The organism is Agrobacterium sp. 6Ca8 (assembly GCF_055382765.1).
In genome coordinates this window covers 1,334,964-1,349,418 of record NZ_AP026433.1, presented here as the reverse complement: position 1 = coordinate 1,349,418, position 14,455 = coordinate 1,334,964, and the positions used below count along the sequence as shown (strand labels likewise).

Sequence of the window (14,455 nt, the reverse complement as noted above, 5' to 3'; positions counted from 1 at the left end):
CCATACTGGCCCTTAAGGCGGCAAAATAAAACCGCCCGGAGCGTCCAGGCGGTTGCGGAGAATCATATTCTGAAAGACGGCTAAGTCTGATGGTTGCGGTCAGAACGCGCGGTTGCGTCTTACCGAGGCCTTGAATTCCTCGTCTTCCCGCCGCATCTCGGCGACGGCGGAGATCATTGACGTCACGAACATAATGCTGATCAGGGCAAGAAGCAGTGTCAGGAATGTGAACATGATATCATCTCCGTTGGTGGCGAGGAAATCCTAGTTCCTCATCAGTAATAGGTCATGGACTGGTAGCGGGCGGTCATCTGTGGATAGTCCGGTCCCTGGGCAGCAGGCTTCTGATCATAAAGGCTAAACGTTGTTGCTACCATTGCGATGACCAGTACTGTCCAGGCGGTGCTGATGACGCTGATTTTCGCCGAAGTAGACTGTTTTTCTCTTACAAACATCTGTCTGTTCCTTTGGTTTGATATTAACGCGCCACGTCCAATCATGTTCCGCGTCAACCTTAAAAATCGATTAGCATCGCGCCTGTGAAACTTCCTTGAATGGCTTGTTCATCTGGCGTTCAGGAAACCGGCGACTGGCCTCATTCGAGGAAAAGATACTCGGCTGCGAATGATGCGATGACCGAAAAGACGATCATAAAGGCCAGCATTTTCATTTCTCCGGGGGCTTAACGAGGTGAGGGGCATTTCGGTTTCCCGATGCCGTGTATTTATATAAATGAGCCCTGAAACCGCACTGAACGGCGCATTCATCCGTTGTTCAGACCGCACCGGGAGGGCGTCCGGGTTGTAAAAGTCTTGCGCCGCGCCCATCTCCATGACAAAAGGCGGCACATAACGCCCACCACTTGAGAGCGATATGACGATTGCCTTTTATCCAGGATCCTTCGATCCGATGACCAACGGACATCTGGATGTGCTTATCCAGGCGCTGAACGTGGCGTCCAAAGTCATCGTCGCCGTCGGCATCCATCCCGGAAAAGCACCGCTGTTCAGCTTCGAGGAGCGGGCGACGCTGATAAGCCGGGCGCTTTCTGAAAGCCTGCCCGGTGAGGCGGCGCGCGTTGAGGTCGTTTCCTTCGACAATCTGGTCGTCGATGCAGCCCGTCAGCATGGCGCGCGCCTTCTTCTTCGCGGCCTGCGTGACGGCACCGATCTCGATTATGAAATGCAGATGGCCGGCATGAACCGCCAGATGGCATCTGATATACAGACCGTGTTCCTGCCGGCGGGTACGTTGTCGCGACCCATTACAGCCACATTGGTCCGGCAGATCGCCGCCATGGGCGGCAATGTGGATGCCTTCGTTCCCAAAGCCGTGCTTGAAGCCCTCAACGCCAAGCTGAAGCGCTGACTTCAGCCTCACATTCCGGAGCCAATCCAATGAAACTCGTTCGATTTGCCTTTGCCGGCGCCCTGTTTGCGGGCGCGCTTGCCGCCAGCACCTTCGCTTCGGCTGCCGAATTCCTGACCGTCCAGCTGAAGGACGGCCCCGTCGTCATCGAACTGATGCCGGAAGTCGCGCCCAAGCACGTGGCGCAGATTGAAGCGCTGGCGAAAAAGGGCGCCTATGACAACGTGGCATTCCACCGCGTCATTGACGGTTTCATGGCGCAGACCGGCGACGTGCAGTACGGCAACATGGAGAAGGGCTTCAACGCCCAGCGTGCCGGCACCGGCGGCTCTGACATGGCCGACATTCCGGCTGAGTTCTCCAAGACACCGTTCACGCGCGGCGTTGTCGGCATGGCCCGTTCCAGCGATCCGAATTCCGCCAATTCGCAGTTCTTCATCATGTTTGCCGACGGTCCGTTCCTGAACGGCCAGTACACCGTGGTCGGCAAGGTCGTGTCCGGCATGGAAGCCGTGGACAAGATCAAGCGCGGCGCCGGCGGCAACGGCGAAGTTTCCAACCCCGACCGGATGATCAAGGTCACCGTCGGCAAGAAGTAAGGTAGGGCAATAGAGCCCGAACAGAGGAGAATAATCATGGCCGAGATCAAGGATCCGGAAAACACCATCATCATGGAAACGACGACCGGCAAGGTCGTGATCCAGCTGCTTCCGGAAGTTGCTCCGGGCCACGTTGCCCGTATCAAGGAACTGGTATCGGAAGGCGCTTACGACGGCGTCGTGTTCCACCGCGTCATCGAAGACTTCATGGCCCAGACGGGCGATGTGAAGTTCGGCAAGAAGGGTTCGGAAAGCTTCAACCCGGCCCGCGCAGGCATGGGCGGCTCCGAGAAGCCTGACCTCAAGGCTGAATTCTCGGCTATTTCCCACGTACGCGGCACCTGCTCGATGGCCCGTTCGCAGAGCCCGAACTCCGCCAACTCGCAGTTCTTCATCTGCTTCACCGATTCGCCTTGGCTGAACAAGCAGTACACCGTGTGGGGCCAGGTCATCGAAGGCATGGAAGCCATCGACAAGGTCAAGCGCGGCGAGCCTGTGAAGGACCCCGATTCGATCGTTTCGATGAAGCTTGCTTCGGCGGCCTGATAATAGCGTATAAAGTGTTTACCCGCTCCGCAGGAAACTGCGGGGCGTTTCACATTGATGATGGCGTCAACCTCTCAGACCTCATCCTCGCGACAAGCCGAGGATGACTTCGAGTGTAGTCGGAAGCCTTGTCATCACCCACCACCCGCCCCATGCCATGCAGGGCGGGTTTTGATATTTCGAGAGCCCTTGCAATGCGCGTAGACCTGTTCGATTTCGATCTCCCCGAGGACAATATCGCCCTTCGCCCGGCGAACCCGCGCGATAGTGCGCGTCTTCTCGTGGTCGATCCGAATGCGAACCACATGGAAGACCGCATCGTATCCGACCTGACTTCCTTCCTGAAGCCCGGCGACGCGCTGGTATTCAACGACACCCGCGTCATTCCAGCCCAGCTTGAAGGCGTGCGGCTGCGCGAAGGTGCGCCTGAAACGGTAGTTTCAGCCACGCTCCACATGCGCGCCGACCAGTCGCGCTGGAAGGCTTTCGCGCGGCCGGGCAAGCGCATCAAGCAGGGTGACCGCATTCGTTTCGGTTATGAGCGCGACAATGCCTGCGGCCTTGCCCATCTGGAGGCCACCGTCGAGGAGAAGGGTGAGGAGGGCGAGATCACGCTGCTGTTCGACGTTTCCGGCCCTGTTCTGGACGAGGCGATCGCCTCCGTCGGCCATATTCCTTTGCCGCCTTATATTGCCGCGAAGCGCCCGGAAGATGCGCAGGACCAGACCGATTACCAGACAATTTATGCACGCGAGAAGGGCGCCGTTGCCGCACCAACTGCCGGCCTGCATTTCACGCCCGATCTGTTTGCGGCGTTGGACGAAGCCGGCATCGAGCGACATTTCGTGACACTTCACGTTGGGGCAGGCACCTTCCTTCCAGTTAAGGCCGACGATACCGACGATCACAAGATGCATTTCGAGATCGGCCATGTTTCGCAGGAGACTGCGGCAAAGCTCAATGCCGTCAAGGCGCGCGGCGGGCGGATCGTTTCTGTCGGCACCACCTCGCTGCGGCTTATCGAAAGCGCCACTGATGAGAATGGCGTCATTCAGCCATGGTCGGGCGCGACGGGCATCTTCATCACGCCCGGATACCGTTTCCGCGCGGTCGATATTCTGATGACCAATTTCCACCTGCCGAAATCGACGCTGTTCATGCTCGTTTCGGCTTTTTGCGGTCTCGAGACGATGCGTGCCGCTTATGCGCATGCCATCGAAACCGGATACCGTTTTTATTCCTATGGCGATTCAAGCCTGTTGTTCCGGAAGAACTGATGCACGACAAATTCACCTTTACCCTGAAAGCCACGAGCGGCGGCGCCCGCCTTGGCGAAGTCGCCATGCCGCGCGGCGTCATCCGCACACCTGCCTTCATGCCTGTTGGCACTGTCGGTACTGTCAAGGCCATGTATCTCGACCAGGTGCGCGAGCTCGGGGCCGATATCATTCTCGGCAACACCTATCACCTGATGCTGCGGCCCGGCCCGGAGCGCGTGGCAAGGCTTGGCGGGTTGCATGAGCTTATCCGCTGGCCGCATCCGATCCTGACCGACAGCGGCGGTTTTCAAGTCATGTCGCTTTCAGGCCTGCGCAAGCTGGACGAGAAGGGTGTGACCTTCAAGAGCCATGTGGACGGTTCGTTGCACCATATGTCGCCGGAACGCTCTATCGAAATTCAGGGCATGCTTGATTCGGACATCCAGATGCAGCTCGATGAGTGCATCGCGCTGCCGGCCGAGCGCAAGGAAATCGAGCGCGCCATGGAAATGTCGCTGCGCTGGGCGGAGCGTTGCCGCGTCGCCTTCGGTGAACAGCCCGGCAAGGCCATGTTCGGCATTGTGCAGGGCGGCGACCAGCCGGATCTGCGCATTCGCTCCGCCGAAGGGCTGAAGCAGCTTGATCTCAAGGGTTACGCTGTCGGTGGCCTTGCCGTCGGTGAGCCGCAGGATGTGATGCTGGGCATGCTCGACATCACGCTGCCGGTGCTGCCCACCGAAAAGCCGCGTTACCTGATGGGCGTCGGTACGCCAGACGATATTCTGAAATCGGTGGCGCGCGGCATCGACATGTTCGACTGCGTGATGCCGACCCGTTCCGGTCGTCACGGGCTTGCCTTCACCCGTCGCGGCAGGGTCAATATCCGCAATGCCCGCCATGCGGAGGATATGCGGCCGCTCGATGAGCAGTCAAACTGCCCCGCCTCGCGTGATTATTCCCGCGCCTATCTGCATCATCTCACGCGCTCCAACGAGGCGCTGGGCGGCATGCTGCTCTCCTGGCACAATCTTGCCTATTATCAGGAGCTGATGCAGGGTATCCGCAAGTCGATCGAGGAAGGCCGTTTCGCTGATTTTTATGCGGAAACCATAGAGATGTGGGCGCGGGGCGACATAGACCCGATCTGATTTTTCCCGATCCTTTCTCCTGTTCGGACGCTTTCCTTGGCACATGCGCCTTACGTTCTTTTCCGGGATGACACGACCGGCACGGTGACAGCCTTCACCGAGCCGGAGGAGATCATCGTCGCGGATGAGCCAGAGGCGTTTTTCGCGGCGCTGAAACGCATGGAGCAGCTGCGCCGCGCCGGGAAATACCTTGCCGGCTATATGTCCTACGAGGCGGGTTTCCTGTTCGAGCCGAAACTCGCGGACTTTGCTGCCGAGCCTCGCAACGTGCCGTTCCTTCGCTTCGGCGTCTTTTCGGGCCCACAACCGGATGAGGGGCGATTTGCGCGGCCCGAAAGTCTGCCGGATGCCGATGCGTTTCTGTCCGATCCCGCGCCCGCATGGAGCCTTGAAGACTATTGCCAGCGCTTCGAGCGGCTGCACGGGCATCTGCGTCGCGGCGACTGTTATCAGGGCAATCTGACGATGCCCGTTCACGCCCGCTGGAGCGGCGATCCGCTCACGGCCTTCTGGTCATTGGTCGCGCGCCAGCCGGTTAAATATGGCGCGCTGGTCGATCTCGGTGGACCGGTGATCCTGTCGCGCTCACCGGAACTGTTTTTCTCGGTGGACGGGCAAGGTTTCATTGAAACCCATCCGATGAAGGGAACGACGCCGCGCGGTGCGAATGCGCAAGAGGACCGGGCGATCATCGCGGCGATGCTTGAGGATGAAAAGACGCTTGCCGAAAACCGCATGATCGTCGATCTCCTGCGCAACGATATTTCCCGCGTCACCGAGGTCGGCAGCCTCCATGTGCCGCGACTGTTCGATATCGAGACCTATCCCACCGTGCACCAGATGGTCAGCCATGTGCGCGCGAAGCTTTTGCCTGATGTGACGGTGGAGGATATTTTCGCGGCGCTTTTTCCCTGCGGTTCGGTGACCGGCGCGCCGAAAATCTGGGCTATGAAGATCCTGCGCGAACTGGAACAGACGCCGCGCGACGCCTATTGCGGCGCGATCGGCTTCATGTCTCCAGCTGGTGAGATGCGCTTTTCGGTGGCGATCCGCACGCTGACCTTGTTCGATGGCGGCCGCGCGATCTTCAATGTTGGCGGCGGTATTGTGTTCGATTCCGATGCCGAGGCGGAATATGATGAGTGTCTGCTGAAATCGAAATTCGCGGTGGGCGACAGGCTGTTACGGGGGTGATCTCCTTTCCTGTGACTAAGCACAGGAATGAGCGAGGTTGGAGGAAGCTCTAATGTCAGCAGCCGGATATGCGTCCGTAAGAAAACCGGCTACGCGTTTCACGACCACACATCCTCAGCGCGCTATCACCTCAAACGCACCATTCTCCACCAGCACTTCCTTCGCAGCCGGATGGCTGAGAAAACCCGAAGGGCTGGCGGTGGCGCCATAGGCGCCCGATTGCAGGATTGCCAGGAGATCACCAGCCTTCAGCTTCGGCAGGGCCGCATTGCGGGCCAGGGTGTCGAGCGGTGTGCAGAGCGGGCCGACGATAGTTGCCGTTTCCTCATAGTCTGCCTGCATCATGGCCGGTGCGACGATGGGGTAGTTACGCTTGACGATCTGGCCGAGATTGCCGGAGGCTGCCAGATGGTGATGCATGCCACCATCCGTCACCACGAAGGTGGTGCCGCGCGAGGTCTTTACCGAATTGACTTCCACCACATAGATGCCGCCGGGACCGGCGAGGAAGCGGCCGGGTTCGACGATGATATGAGCATTCGCAATCAGCGGATGCGCCTGCATCAAGGTCTTGAGGTCGGGAATGGCGGCACTGACCGCTGCAAGATCAAGCGGCGTTTCTCCGGCGAAATAGGGGATGCCGAGGCCGCCGCCGAGATCGATGGTTTCAAGTGGCCTGCCGAGCATTTCGGCCATGCGCGCCGCCAGCAAAATGGAGTGTCTCCATTGGGAGACAAGCATGTCGGCATCGAGGATTTGCGTGCCACCGTAAATATGGACACCGACGAGACTGATATGCCTGATGTCCCTGAACAGCGGCAGGACGTTTTCGAGTTCTTCCTCGTCAAAACCGAAGGCGGTGGCCTTGCCGCCCATGCGCATGGCGCCGGCCTGCGCATCCGGCACCGGATTGATGCGGATCGAAGCCTTGACCGGTTTGCCGATGGCTTCGATGCGGGCAATTTCCTCGGCGCTCTCAATATGGATTTCGCCGATGCCGCTCTCGATCACCTCAAGCAATTCGGCCTGACGCTTGCCGGGGCCGGCGAAGATGATATTTTCCGGCGGTATGCCCGCCTTGATGGCGGCGCGATATTCACCGACGGAGGCGATTTCCGCGCCAGCGCCTTCTTCGCGGAAAAGCGAGATGATGGCGGGCAGGGGATTGGCTTTCACCGAATAAAAGATATCGGCAAAACCATTGAGCGCGGTTGCGAGATCGCGATAGGCGCGGCGCATGGCGCTGGCATCATAGAGGAAGCACGGCGTTCCGGTCTCAGCGACGATATCGCGCACGGCACGGCCACCGATGACAAGATCGTTTTCGTCGACTGCGAATTGCGCGGCGGCAAGGGCAGGGCCGTGGCTTTGGGGTTTATCCGTGGGCGCCATTATCCGTCCGTTCGCGCACCAGCGCGCGGTAATCCACCTTGCCATTGGCCGTGACCGGAAGCCGGTCGACCAGTTCGATGGCGCGCGGTATCATGAAGGGGGCAAGCATTTCGGCGGCTTTTTTGAGAGCTGCCGAAACATCGATATTTTCGTTGGTGGCGGTTGCCACGGCATGCACCTTCTCGCCTGCAAAGGGGTCCGGCAGGCCGATGACGGCGACCTGCTGGAAAAGGCCAGTCGACATCAGGCTTTCCTCCACCTCGGTCGGGCTGATGCGATAGCCTGACGATTTGATCATCGCATCGTTGCGGGCAACGAAACTGAAAAAGCCGTCCTCGTCTTCCACCGCCAGATCGCCGGAATAACACACGGTCTCGCCGCCGCGTTCGGCCGGAATGAAAGGGTGAGGGCGCAGCACCTTGGCGGTATCTTCCGGCCGGTTCCAGTAACCCAGCGACACGGTCGGGCCGCGATGGACGAGAATGCCGGGCTCACCCGGTTTTGCCCTCTGTCCCTCGGCGGTGACGATGAAGATTTCACATTCCGGGATAGCCTTGCCGATGGAAGTCGGGCGGCGGTCGATTTCATCAGGCGGCAGGAAGGTGGATCGGAAGGCTTCGGTCAGGCCATACATCAGATAGATTTTGGTGTCCGGCAGCTTTTCGCGCAGCGCCCTCACGGTTTCCTGCGGCACGCGTCCGCCGGAGTTTGTGATGTAACGCAACTGCGGCAACGGCGTTTTCGCCAGCAACGGCGCGGCCCTCGTCAGGATAGCCCAAACGGTTGGTACGCCGGCAAGCCCGGTAATGGCATGGTCGCGCAAGTCCCTGACAATGTCGTCGCCGAGCCTGAAGGTGGAGATAACAATGGTCACACCCTGCTCAACCGCCGTCAGCAACTGGTTCAGGCCGTAATCGAAACTGAAGGGCAAAATGGAGAGAAGGCGGTCTTTTCCGGTGATCTCCAGATAGGTGCGCACGATGCGCGCTCCGGCCAGAAGATTACGGTGCGACAGCATCACGCCCTTGGGCGAGCCGGTGGAGCCGGATGTGTAGAGGATTGCTGCAAGGTCCTCGCCAATTGATGGGGAGACTTTGGCAGGCACGGGCGGGCGGCGGTCGATTTGTTCCGCCAGCAGTACAGTGACCTCGGGCAGGTCTTCAACAGCCGCGTTCAGCTCATCCATCATCGTAGCACTGCTGATGACGATTTTTGCGCCGCAATCCGCGACGATATGGCGGATTTGCTGCGCCTTCAAAAGCGCGTTGACCGGCACGAAGACGCAGGAAGCCATGCTCACGCCGAAGATCGACCAGCATTCCTCGATGCCGCGCGGCAGGAAGATGACGACACGGTCGCCGCGCTCCGTTCCGGCCTCCTGCAATGCCGCCGCACAACGTGCGGCCGCTTCGGAAAATTCGCGATAGCTCAGTGATTTTTCTTTGTAGACAAGCGCCTCATCGCCGCTTTCCGCCCGCGCGGTGAGCAGGTGGTGCAGCAGGATGTGGGTTGTCATCTGCGCCGTTCCTGCGTGACGAAGGCAATCAGATCGGCCGGCGTGCTGAGATTTTCCGGGGTGAAATGTTCATCATTGAGAACGATGCCGAAACCTTCGCCGAGAAAGATCATCAGTTCGAGAAAACCGAGCGAATCGATCACGCCGCCTTCGAGCAATTGCGTATCTGCGGAAAACGGGGCATGAGCCGGGAAACGCTGCGAGAGGTAGGAATAGATGGTCTCGGAGACATCGACTTCCCTGGGTTTCGCTGAAAGCATGCTTATTCTCCGCTCGTTCGCGCAGTCGGGACTAGTCTCGGCCGAAGCGCATTTTCTTCTTTTCAGGCAAGGTTTAAGCGCGCGTCTTTCAAGAGCGTCCCAATACCCAGGGTGGCAATAACACCAATTCTGAATATGTTTCGTTAATAAACCGTGGGTTCCATGCTCCCTTTACTTGTATTGGCGAGGATTTGAGTATGGCAAATCCGCCGGCGTCTCGCTTCTCATCGGAAGCCGCCATGGTCAATGCAAGCCGGCCTTTGCCAAGAAGATGGCGGGCAATTGCCGAAATGTGCCTCTGGGCGACTTGCCTGTCCTCGCAATAGATGAGGCGGGCGGAGGGCAGCCTTTTGGTTATGGTTTTTAAAAACACCAGCGGATAATGGCTGCCATCCGCCTCCATGACCGCAACGATGCAGCCGAAACGCGCATGATCTTCCAGCATGTCGCGCGTGGCGGCAGACAGCGTGCCCTGCGGCACTTCGGCAAGCGGGCGCAGCCGCACCCTGGCCGGGCCGAATGCCTTTAAAGGCAGGGGATAAAAAAGCGTGCAATTCGTCACCGTTGTAAACCCCAGTCTCTCGTTCAGCCTGCAGGCTTCTGGAGACGGGGTGAGATCGGTGAAGATGTCTTCGTCGGAGGATGTCGCCATTTGCAGCATAGGCGGTGCAAACCAGCGGCTGGAAGGTTCGACATACCAGCTGGACAGGTTGACGACTGTCCTGCCGGTCTCGGCCAGGCGGCTTCGTATCGTCAGAAGAACGCCAACGGCATCGTCGCCCTTCATCAGCAATTGCCCGATGGGGCCGAGATCCTGCCGCTGATGATGGTCGCTTATAAGGGACACGCCGAGCGCCCAGAACGCCTCGCTCTTTTCCGGAAAACCTTTCGCCAGAAGTGCAACGGCAGCGACGCGGTTTCCGTTGTCGATCGGTACGGTTTTCAGAGGTCGCTCCCGCTATCTGGCGTCGTTTCGGGCAGGGAGGGATTTTTCAACTCCACCGCGCAATATCGGCATACGATGATAGATTTACCGTCCCGTTAATCGGCACGGCTGTAAGCGGAAAGGTCGGTCAATTCATATGGCAGACGCGCGGTGCGCGCCTGCCATTTTGTCAGCCGATCAATAGACCACGACGCCGCGGATGCTCTCGCCCTTGTGCATCAGGTCAAAGCCCTTGTTGATGTCTTCGAGCGGCATCGTGTGGGTGATCATCGGATCGATCTGGATCTTGCCTTCCATGTACCAGTCGACGATCTTCGGCACGTCTGTGCGGCCGCGCGCGCCGCCGAAGGCCGTGCCCATCCAGTTGCGGCCGGTGACCAGCTGGAACGGACGCGTGGAGATTTCCTGGCCCGCACCGGCAACGCCGATGATGACAGACTTGCCCCAGCCGCGATGCGAAGATTCCAGCGCCTGGCGCATGACCTTGGTATTGCCCGTGCAGTCGAACGTATAATCCGCGCCGCCGATCAGGTCGCCATTGCGCTTCGTCATGTTGACGAGATAGGGCACGATGTCGTCGCCCACTTCCTTCGGGTTGACGAAGTGGGTCATGCCGAACTTCTCGCCCCAGGCCTTGCGGTCATTGTTGATATCGACACCGATGATCATGTCAGCGCCGGCAAGACGCAGGCCTTGCAGAACGTTGAGACCAATGCCGCCGAGACCGAAGACGATTGCCGTCGAGCCGATCTCCACCTTGGCGGTGTTGATGACGGCGCCGATGCCGGTCGTCACACCACAGCCGATGTAGCAGACCTTGTCGAAGGGCGCATCGGGATTGATCTTGGCAAGGGCGATCTCGGGCAGGACGGTGAAGTTCGAGAAGGTCGAGCAGCCCATATAGTGGTGGATCTTGTCCTTGCCGATCGAGAAGCGCGAGGTGCCGTCAGGCATCACGCCCTGGCCCTGGGTGGCGCGGATGGAGGTGCAGAGATTGGTCTTGCGCGATGTGCAGGAATAGCACTCGCGGCATTCCGGCGTGTAAAGCGGGATGACATGATCGCCCTTCTTGACCGAGGTGACGCCGGGACCGACATCAACGACGATGCCTGCACCCTCATGGCCGAGGATGGCCGGAAACAGACCTTCGGGATCGGCACCGGAGAGAGTGAAATCATCGGTGTGGCAGATACCTGTCGCCTTGACCTCGACCAGCACTTCGCCAGCGCGGGGACCTTCGAGTTGAACGGTCATGACCTCAAGCGGTTTTCCTGCCTGAATGGCAACTGCGGCGCGAACGTCCATATTCTATCTCCTGGCATGGTCTCGTGATTGGAAAGGGCTGTTTTGCCCGAGCTTGGCGGCAGGGGCAAGGTACAAATCCGTCTTGCCGTGTTCAAAAGACGGCAATGCCCCTCACACCTGTGAGGAATTTGCGCGTCGTCGCGGGCCTGCCATCAGGGCAATGTTTCGCGTTGTCTTTATATGGTTTACTTCAGCTATTCTAAATTATGAATACGTGATTTAAGTGTATGTTTTTACATATATTTTTCGGAATAAAGGTGACCATTAATTTACAAATTTGGTGTTTATACCACACTATAGAATTTCGAATGGAGCATAACCCGCAGTCGGCGCTGTATTTCGGCGGCTGTTATTAGTTTTTGCATCTCTTGCTTGCAAGTGGTTCGGCTCATTTGCCGCGTGCCGCCATGATCGCGGTGCATCAGCCTTTGCTGAGTTTGTTTGCTGCTGCCCCAATATTCCCTCCGGCTGTGGCGTTGTGTCTGTCCGGATGCGTGGAGGGAAACTGGGCGATTTATTTTAAGGCGGGTGATAGCCAATTTCATGAAACGGCATTTTCAAATGTTGAATTTTAAGACAAAACTGCACGGTCTGGCGGAGATTTTCGGGGCGTTTTTGCACGACCGAAGGGCCAGTTTCGCCATTATGACGGCGTTGCTGTTGCCGGTTTTCCTGCTTTTTTTCGGGTTTCTTTTCGAAGGCGGCCGGGCTTTGGCATATTATAGCCAGTCGAAGCGGGTGGTTGCACAGGCCTGTGAGCGTTCGACAAAACCGACGCGCACGAACGTACCCCTGGATGAGGTGCGCCGTAAAAACGTGCTCGACACGTTCGACGCACTGATCCGTTCCACCAAACAAGATGTGGTCAGTCGCGATGTTAAAATCGACTGGCTGACGACGGATATAGACGCAAAGTTCAGCTACAAAACCGTGTTCGCTGGCATGTTCGGGGCGGAAAAACTGGACTATCAGCTGTCGTACCGTTGTGGCGGTATACCGCCTTATCCACATGACGGTGAGGTCGTTGTCAACAACACCTTCGAAAAGACGCTGAACGGCACGGAACGTATGCTGAAAAACGGCAGAACCGCCAAAACACCCAACGGTTGCTGGGGTGTTTATACCTATGCCGAACTGGGGTGGGATGGCGGTACGGGGCCGGGCATCGAACTTCAGGATTGGAGCAATGCGGATTGCCGGAAGAACCATGGCTGGCAGGGCTACGGGGATCAGGAAAAGGAGAAAGAGACAAGCGCCGGGATGACATGCACCCCAAAGTCACAGGCTACTCTTCCCAAAGAAAACAACGATTCGAAAAACGGCAGCAAGGCGCAAACGGATGGCAAGGACGCCTTGAATTCCGAGCAGGAGCAGCAGTGTACTACAGAAGAGAAGAACAACACGCCCTCGATGCGCAACGGCCAAAATGAGCGAATACCGCCAACCCGCTACGCTGTCGAACTTGACAGTCACTGGGAAGGGCAAAAAAGACGCGACGCCAACAGCTCGATCTTCAAATATGTGGAAATGCATCCCGGCAAATACGAAATCTCGGTCTGGTACAACGGGCGAAACCAAAGTTACGAAGGCTCGAACGACATCGATATTTCGCTGCAGGTGTTGCGGCCCCAAATGGGTGTAGAGAAAAAAATTATCCAGATGAGCCAGAAGGCGAATGAAATTCGATGGGAGCGCCGAAGCTACGAGGTCACTGTCGATACTTATTCGCTGTACAAGCTGTCGATCGCCGCCGCTGGAACGAGCGACAGTCTGGGTGGCATCATAACGGCATTCGAGGTCACTTATCTTGACTCGTTTTAAGATATCGCATCGTGACTTCCCCAGTCTCATCCGGTCGCTTGCCACGGATATCCGTGCGGCTACCGCCGTTGAGTTTGGTTTGCTTTTGCCGGTCTATCTCCTGCTGATCTTCGGTATCATCGAAGTTAGTCTCGTGCTTTTCTTCAGCCTCAATATGTCGACGGCGGCCACTGCCGGGACTGAATATCTGCGCAAGGCGGCGGCTGGCCGAACGTCCGTCACCGCGGCGGAGTTCAGGAAGGTTATTGCCTCGAATTTCCTGCTCGCGACAACTGAAGATGATCTGAAAATATCGCTCATTGCCATTGCTGATGCCAACCTTGCTACTACACCGGTGACATTTCCGGTCGAGAACAAATTCGAGGCGCCAAGCAAGGCCGCCGGGCAATATCTTCTGGCGCTGGGGTATGACTGGAAATTCATTCTTCCCACCACCCATCTGCTCGTTCCCAGTTCCGGGGGCAAGCCGCAATTGCAAAATCTCTCTCTGGCGATCACCGCAGTTCGGGTGACGGAATGATTGGTAAGAGATTGAAATATCTATCCATCTCGCTGATAAGTTCGCGCTCTGGCGTTGCCGCGGTGGAATTAGCGCTATTGATGCCTTTGCTCATTCTAGTACTGGCGATGGTGATCGAAATCGGGCGTGGCTGGATGAGCTATGACCGTTTCGTAACAGTTGTGGACAATACGGCCCGTTGGTCGGCCCGATTCCCGGAATTTGAGGAGCGCGTCAGGACGGGCGTCAAATCCTTTGTCATGGCTGCCGGGCGCCCGCTCGAATCTGAAAAGCTTGATCTGACGCTCAGAAGCGCCAAGCTTGTGGGTGGGGTCGCCGTGACCGAGTTCGCCCCATACAATTTTTTTGGCAACGCCGAAAACGTGAAGTGGGACAAGATATTGACGCAAGGAAACTTCAAGACCGAAGAAGCGGTAATCGTAATTTCGGGGCGTTACAAATACCGCCCGCTCATTTCGTTGCTGGGCAATACGGATATCGAGTTCGAATACGTGACGGCGGTAAACCCGTATTTCTCCCGACACTACAAATATCAGAAGGGAAAGTCGGACTGGCTTTTCTGGAATGTTCGCTGACGGCAT

16 protein-coding genes are annotated in these 14,455 nt (G+C 57.8%); 9 read left to right on the top strand and 7 right to left on the bottom strand.

Translation table 11 applies throughout. The features are described 5' to 3' along the window. Positions 1–99: 99 nt before the first annotated feature. The gene (locus tag ACZ5A6_RS06695) at positions 100–234 is read right to left on the bottom strand and encodes a hypothetical protein (RefSeq protein WP_003515556.1); all 135 of its coding nucleotides are present in this window, start codon (positions 232–234) and stop codon (positions 100–102) included. Positions 235–275: 41 nt separating this feature from the next. After that, positions 276–455: a hypothetical protein gene (locus ACZ5A6_RS06690; RefSeq protein ID WP_003515553.1), complete on the bottom strand. Its 180-nt coding sequence runs from the start codon at positions 453–455 to the stop codon at positions 276–278. A gap of 418 nt (positions 456–873) precedes the next feature. Here ACZ5A6_RS06690 and coaD point away from each other — a divergent pair, with 418 nt between their 5' ends. The 6 genes from coaD (at position 874) to ACZ5A6_RS06660 (ending at position 6,114) form a co-directional block, all read left to right on the top strand. Then, on the top strand, positions 874–1,368 hold the full coding sequence (coaD, locus tag ACZ5A6_RS06685; protein ID WP_464111070.1) for a pantetheine-phosphate adenylyltransferase: 495 nt from the start codon (positions 874–876) through the stop codon (positions 1,366–1,368). A gap of 29 nt (positions 1,369–1,397) precedes the next feature. Next, on the top strand, positions 1,398–1,967 hold the full coding sequence (locus ACZ5A6_RS06680; protein WP_019566173.1) for a peptidylprolyl isomerase: 570 nt from the start codon (positions 1,398–1,400) through the stop codon (positions 1,965–1,967). Positions 1,968–2,003: 36 nt separating this feature from the next. Continuing rightward, complete coding sequence (locus ACZ5A6_RS06675) at positions 2,004–2,513, top strand: peptidylprolyl isomerase (protein WP_003515547.1); 510 nt, start codon at positions 2,004–2,006, stop codon at positions 2,511–2,513. Between the two features lie 194 nt (positions 2,514–2,707). Beyond that, positions 2,708–3,790 (top strand): tRNA preQ1(34) S-adenosylmethionine ribosyltransferase-isomerase QueA, encoded by a 1,083-nt coding sequence (gene queA, locus ACZ5A6_RS06670; RefSeq protein WP_019566174.1) that lies wholly within the window; start codon positions 2,708–2,710, stop codon positions 3,788–3,790. Beyond that, complete coding sequence (gene tgt / locus ACZ5A6_RS06665) at positions 3,790–4,920, top strand: tRNA guanosine(34) transglycosylase Tgt (protein WP_003515541.1); 1,131 nt, start codon at positions 3,790–3,792, stop codon at positions 4,918–4,920. Before queA ends, tgt begins: the two co-directional genes overlap by 1 nt. Before the next feature lie 36 nt (positions 4,921–4,956). Further along, the gene (locus ACZ5A6_RS06660) at positions 4,957–6,114 is read left to right on the top strand and encodes an aminodeoxychorismate synthase component I (protein ID WP_464111069.1); all 1,158 of its coding nucleotides are present in this window, start codon (positions 4,957–4,959) and stop codon (positions 6,112–6,114) included. A gap of 114 nt (positions 6,115–6,228) precedes the next feature. Here the strand turns inward: ACZ5A6_RS06660 and ACZ5A6_RS06655 are convergent, their stop codons facing one another. The 5 genes from ACZ5A6_RS06655 to ACZ5A6_RS06635 all read right to left on the bottom strand — a co-directional run bounded on the left by ACZ5A6_RS06655 (position 6,229) and on the right by ACZ5A6_RS06635 (position 11,533). Further along, the gene (locus ACZ5A6_RS06655) at positions 6,229–7,506 is read right to left on the bottom strand and encodes a type III PLP-dependent enzyme (protein ID WP_162692068.1); all 1,278 of its coding nucleotides are present in this window, start codon (positions 7,504–7,506) and stop codon (positions 6,229–6,231) included. Then, entirely contained in the window at positions 7,490–9,022 is a 1,533-nt protein-coding gene (locus ACZ5A6_RS06650; protein WP_111799558.1) for an AMP-binding protein, read from the bottom strand. Before ACZ5A6_RS06650 ends, ACZ5A6_RS06655 begins: the two co-directional genes overlap by 17 nt. Further along, positions 9,019–9,282, bottom strand: coding sequence for an acyl carrier protein (locus tag ACZ5A6_RS06645; RefSeq protein WP_003515534.1), 264 nt, complete (start codon positions 9,280–9,282; stop codon positions 9,019–9,021). Before ACZ5A6_RS06645 ends, ACZ5A6_RS06650 begins: the two co-directional genes overlap by 4 nt. Positions 9,283–9,370: 88 nt before the next feature. Next, positions 9,371–10,129, bottom strand: coding sequence for a hypothetical protein (locus ACZ5A6_RS06640; protein ID WP_174061372.1), 759 nt, complete (start codon positions 10,127–10,129; stop codon positions 9,371–9,373). A gap of 276 nt (positions 10,130–10,405) precedes the next feature. Next, positions 10,406–11,533: an S-(hydroxymethyl)glutathione dehydrogenase/class III alcohol dehydrogenase gene (locus ACZ5A6_RS06635; RefSeq protein WP_013636254.1), complete on the bottom strand. Its 1,128-nt coding sequence runs from the start codon at positions 11,531–11,533 to the stop codon at positions 10,406–10,408. Between the two features lie 543 nt (positions 11,534–12,076). Here ACZ5A6_RS06635 and ACZ5A6_RS06630 point away from each other — a divergent pair. From ACZ5A6_RS06630 to ACZ5A6_RS06620, 3 genes are all read left to right on the top strand, one after another. After that, entirely contained in the window at positions 12,077–13,354 is a 1,278-nt protein-coding gene (locus ACZ5A6_RS06630) for a pilus assembly protein (RefSeq protein ID WP_236776054.1), read from the top strand. Next, positions 13,341–13,874 (top strand): TadE/TadG family type IV pilus assembly protein, encoded by a 534-nt coding sequence (locus tag ACZ5A6_RS06625; RefSeq protein ID WP_038491175.1) that lies wholly within the window; start codon positions 13,341–13,343, stop codon positions 13,872–13,874. The genes ACZ5A6_RS06630 and ACZ5A6_RS06625 overlap by 14 nt, the downstream gene beginning before the upstream one ends. A gap of 80 nt (positions 13,875–13,954) precedes the next feature. Next, a complete protein-coding gene (locus ACZ5A6_RS06620; protein ID WP_236735574.1) occupies positions 13,955–14,449 on the top strand; it encodes a pilus assembly protein in 495 nt (164 codons plus the stop codon). Positions 14,450–14,455: the final 6 nt, after the last annotated feature.

What these genes read in the sequence shown, in the direction of transcription:
- ACZ5A6_RS06695 (WP_003515556.1), bottom strand. Translation starts at nt 234, where the DNA reads ATGTTCACATTCCTGACACTGCTTCTTGCCCTGATCAGCATTATGTTC.
- ACZ5A6_RS06690 (WP_003515553.1), bottom strand. Translation starts at nt 455, where the DNA reads ATGTTTGTAAGAGAAAAACAGTCTACTTCGGCGAAAATCAGCGTCATC.
- coaD (WP_464111070.1), top strand. Translation starts at nt 874, where the DNA reads ATGACGATTGCCTTTTATCCAGGATCCTTCGATCCGATGACCAACGGA.
- ACZ5A6_RS06680 (WP_019566173.1), top strand. Translation starts at nt 1,398, where the DNA reads ATGAAACTCGTTCGATTTGCCTTTGCCGGCGCCCTGTTTGCGGGCGCG.
- ACZ5A6_RS06675 (WP_003515547.1), top strand. Translation starts at nt 2,004, where the DNA reads ATGGCCGAGATCAAGGATCCGGAAAACACCATCATCATGGAAACGACG.
- queA (WP_019566174.1), top strand. Translation starts at nt 2,708, where the DNA reads ATGCGCGTAGACCTGTTCGATTTCGATCTCCCCGAGGACAATATCGCC.
- tgt (WP_003515541.1), top strand. Translation starts at nt 3,790, where the DNA reads ATGCACGACAAATTCACCTTTACCCTGAAAGCCACGAGCGGCGGCGCC.
- ACZ5A6_RS06655 (WP_162692068.1), bottom strand. Translation starts at nt 7,506, where the DNA reads ATGGCGCCCACGGATAAACCCCAAAGCCACGGCCCTGCCCTTGCCGCC.
- ACZ5A6_RS06650 (WP_111799558.1), bottom strand. Translation starts at nt 9,022, where the DNA reads ATGACAACCCACATCCTGCTGCACCACCTGCTCACCGCGCGGGCGGAA.
- ACZ5A6_RS06645 (WP_003515534.1), bottom strand. Translation starts at nt 9,282, where the DNA reads ATGCTTTCAGCGAAACCCAGGGAAGTCGATGTCTCCGAGACCATCTAT.
- ACZ5A6_RS06635 (WP_013636254.1), bottom strand. Translation starts at nt 11,533, where the DNA reads ATGGACGTTCGCGCCGCAGTTGCCATTCAGGCAGGAAAACCGCTTGAG.
- ACZ5A6_RS06630 (WP_236776054.1), top strand. Translation starts at nt 12,077, where the DNA reads ATGAAACGGCATTTTCAAATGTTGAATTTTAAGACAAAACTGCACGGT.
- ACZ5A6_RS06620 (WP_236735574.1), top strand. Translation starts at nt 13,955, where the DNA reads ATGCCTTTGCTCATTCTAGTACTGGCGATGGTGATCGAAATCGGGCGT.